The organism is Mycobacterium alsense, from assembly GCF_002086635.1.
Lineage (GTDB): Bacteria > Actinomycetota > Actinomycetes > Mycobacteriales > Mycobacteriaceae > Mycobacterium > Mycobacterium alsense.
On the sequence record NZ_MVHD01000114.1, the window covers coordinates 1 to 2,423 of the forward strand.

The window sequence follows — 2,423 nt, forward strand, 5'->3', positions numbered from 1 at the left end:
GGCACGGCGGCACCGGAGGCGGCGGCGGGAGCGGCGGTACCGGGGGCACCGGCGTCGATGGGGCACCCGGCGCCAACAGCTTCAGCGCAAGCTTCACCGCCCAAGGCGGCGACGGCGGCAACGGCGGTGACGCCGGCCACGGTGGTGGCGGCGGCCACGGTGGCGACGGCGGGCACGGCGGCGGCGGAGGGCGCGCGGGGATGCTGAGCGGCATGCTGGGCGCGACCGGCGCCGGCGGCGGAGGGGGCGCCGGCGGTGCCGGCGGCACCCATGGCGCTGCCGGTGCCGCCGGCGCAGCGGGCACTGCGATCGGTGCCACACAATCGATTCCCGGCCAGCCGGGCTCGCCGGGTCTCGGCGGCGACGCGTTCAACGGCGCCAACGGCGCCGACGGAAATGCGGGATAGTTACCAGCTGTCCCAGTGGGTCAGCTGCTCGGCGGGCAGCCGCTTGGCCGGGCGGAAATCGGTGCCCTTGGTGTACGCGATCGGGAACAACCCACCCTGGCTGTATTCGTCGTAGGGGATGCCGAGCACCTCCGCCGCCCGTTTTTCGCCGTCGCGCAGCAGGTGCAGCGTCGTCCAGCACGAGCCCAGGCCGCGCGAGCGCAGCGCCAGGCAGAAACTCCACACGGCCGGGAACAGCGAGGCCCAGAACGACACCCCGCCCAGCGGCGACTTGTCTTCCCGGCCCACGAGGCAGGGGATCAGCAGGACCGGCGCCTCGTGCATGTGCTCGGCCAGGTAGGTCGCGGAGTCGCGGACCTTCCCCATCCGTTCACCGCGGGTGTCGCCCTCGGGGTACTCGGGTGAGGGCGCGGCGAGGTAGCCCCGGGCGTTGGCCAGGTAGATGTCGGCGATCGCCTTCTTCTTCTCGGCGTCCTCGACGAACACCCACTGCCAGCCCTGGGAGTTGGAACCCGTCGGCGCCTGCAGCGCCAGGTCGAGGCATTCCATCAGCACCTCGCGGCTCACCGGCCTGTCGAAATCGAGACGTTTGCGGACCGAGCGGGTGGTGGTGAGCACTTCGTCGACGGACAGGTTCAGGGCCATGTGTGGAGACTACCGTCGGCCTATATTCGGCCCATGAGCGTCGAACTCACCCAAGAGGTTTCCCGCCGGCTCACGTCGGATCACTATGGTTGGCTGACCACGGTCGCGAAGTCCGGTCAACCGGTCCCCCGGCTGATCTGGTTTTACTTCGACGGCGACAAGCTGACGGTGTACTCGATGCCGCAGGCCGCCAAGGTCGCCCACATCAGGGCGCATCCGGCGGTGAGCCTGAACCTGGATTCCGACGGCAACGGCGCCGGCATCATCGTGGTCGGCGAGACCGCGAGGATCGACGCCACCGGCGTCGACTGCCGGGAGGACGGGCCGTACTGGTCCAAGTACCGCGAGCAGGCCGACAAGTTCGGTCTGTCCGAGGCGATGGGCTCCTACAGCACCCGGTTGGCGATCACGCCGACCAAGGTGTGGACCACGCCCACGGGCTAATCGAGGTCGGTCGAGGTCGAGACGGTCCGCCACGCATCGATGTCGGCGAGGAGTTCCTGGGTCTTGGCCTCGACCGCTTTGACACAGTCGGTGCCCAGCAGCAGATGCAGCGGCGGTTCGGCCGCGGAGGCTATGTCCACGATCGCGGCGGCCGCCTTGACCGGGTCACCGGGCTGCTCGTGGTTGACGTCGAGCGCGCGGGCGCGCATCGCGCCTGCGGTCGATTCGTAGTCCGCGATGACGGTTTCCTCGGTTCCGAGGCTGGAGGCGTCGAGGAAGTCGGTGCGGAAGTAGCCCGGCTCGACGATGGTCACCTTGATCCCCAGCGGCGCGACCTCTTTGGCCAATGCCTCGCTGAACCCTTCCACCGCGAACTTGGTCGAGTTGTAGATCCCCCAGCCCGCCGAGCCCAGCAGCCCGCCGACCGAGCTGATGTTGACGATGTGGCCGGCGCGTTGGCGGCGCAGGACGGGCAGCACGGCGCGCAGGACGGTCAGGGTGCCGAAGACGTTGACCTCGTAGACGGCGCGGACCGACGCGTCGGAGGCCTCCTCCACGGCGCCGAGCAGACCCCGGCCGGCGTTGTTGACCACCACATCGATCCGCCCGTACGCATCGATGCCCGCCTGCACCGCCCGGGCCGCCTGACCGGCATCGGTGACGTCGAGGTCGACGGCCACCAGGTCCGCGCCCGCGTCGGGCAGTTCGGCACGGATCTGCTCGGCGCGCCGTGCCGTCGCCACCACCCGATCTCCCTGACGCAGCACCGCCCGTGCGATCTCGAGCCCGAAGCCGCGGGACGCTCCGGTGAGGAACCAGACCTTTTCCGACACTTCTCCTCCTTGCGTGCCCGCCCAGCTCCGCTGCGCGGCTCGCTCGTACCGTACAGCCGTTCGGTGGGCGGGTCAGGGTGCCGGCGGGGGCGGC

4 protein-coding genes are annotated in these 2,423 nt (G+C 70.4%); 2 read left to right on the forward strand and 2 right to left on the reverse strand.

The features are described from left to right. Positions 1–407, forward strand: a 407-nt coding sequence (locus BST11_RS26665; RefSeq protein ID WP_083141157.1) for a PE-PGRS family protein, incomplete at its 5' end; no start/stop codon positions are given. Here BST11_RS26665 and BST11_RS26670 read toward each other — a convergent pair. Beyond that, positions 408–1,052 (reverse strand): nitroreductase family protein, encoded by a 645-nt coding sequence (locus tag BST11_RS26670; RefSeq protein WP_083141158.1) that lies wholly within the window; start codon positions 1,050–1,052, stop codon positions 408–410. A gap of 33 nt (positions 1,053–1,085) precedes the next feature. Here BST11_RS26670 and BST11_RS26675 point away from each other — a divergent pair, with 33 nt between their 5' ends. Further along, positions 1,086–1,496, forward strand: a complete 411-nt coding sequence (locus tag BST11_RS26675; RefSeq protein ID WP_083141159.1) for a TIGR03667 family PPOX class F420-dependent oxidoreductase — start codon at positions 1,086–1,088, stop codon at positions 1,494–1,496. On the opposite strand, the gene BST11_RS26680 is transcribed toward BST11_RS26675, so the two are convergent. Next, positions 1,493–2,329, reverse strand: a complete 837-nt coding sequence (locus BST11_RS26680; RefSeq protein WP_083141160.1) for an oxidoreductase — start codon at positions 2,327–2,329, stop codon at positions 1,493–1,495. The genes BST11_RS26675 and BST11_RS26680 overlap by 4 nt on opposite strands. Positions 2,330–2,423 lie beyond the last annotated feature (94 nt).